Source organism: Aminobacter sp. P4_D5 (genome assembly GCF_056401815.1).
Map to the genome: position 1 here is coordinate 1 of NZ_JBFUIP010000720.1, position 710 is coordinate 710.

2 pseudogenes are annotated in these 710 nt (G+C 65.4%); both read left to right on the forward strand.

Annotation, left to right across the window (positions count from 1 at the left end):
• Nucleotides 1-349: pseudogene (locus AC1DWF_RS34550) on the forward strand (ABC transporter substrate-binding protein); the annotation flags it as partial.
• 4 nt (nt 350-353) lie between these two features.
• Nucleotides 354-710 (forward strand): annotated as a pseudogene (locus AC1DWF_RS34555) (ABC transporter permease); the annotation flags it as partial.

The following is a 710-nucleotide window of genomic DNA, read 5'->3' on the forward strand; positions in this document are numbered from 1 at the left end:
CGGCATCGCGCGCCACGTCTCGGGGCTGCAGCTGGATGCGGCCTACGAGTATCTGAACTGGTATCTCTCGGGCTGGACGGGCGCCTACCTCAACCGCCAGGGCTACTACTCCGCGGTGCTGGAGACGGCGCGCGGCCACATGTCGCCGGCCGAATGGGACTTCTGGATGGAGGGCAAACCCGCCGCCGCCGACATCCTCGCGCCGGACGGACGCCTGATGGAGAAGGCCGGCACGGTGCGCGACGGCGGCTCCTTCGTGGAGCGCATGGGCAAGGTGTCCTGCTGGAACTCGGTCATGACGGAGGACCGCTACATGGTCCAGAAGTGGAACGAGTTCATCGCAGCCTGAACCGATGCGCGGCGTCGTCTCCTGGCTCCTGGCGGCGCCGCTCGCGCTGGTTCTGGCGGTCTTCCTGGTGCTGCCGCTCGGCGTGCTCGTGGTCGTGAGCTTCTACGACTACGACAGCGTGCGGATCATCCCGGATTTCGTGACCACCAACTACGTGGAGGTCTTCGGATCTCCGGTGACCTGGCGGACCTACGGAAAGACCTTTGGGTTCGCGGGAATCACCTGGGCGATCACGCTGCTGATCGGCTTCTGGATCGCCTATTACCTGGCCTTCGTCATCGAGGGGACGGGGACGCGCACGCTGCTCTTCCTGCTGTGCACCATCCCCTTCTGGACCTCGAACCTGATCCGCATGATCGCC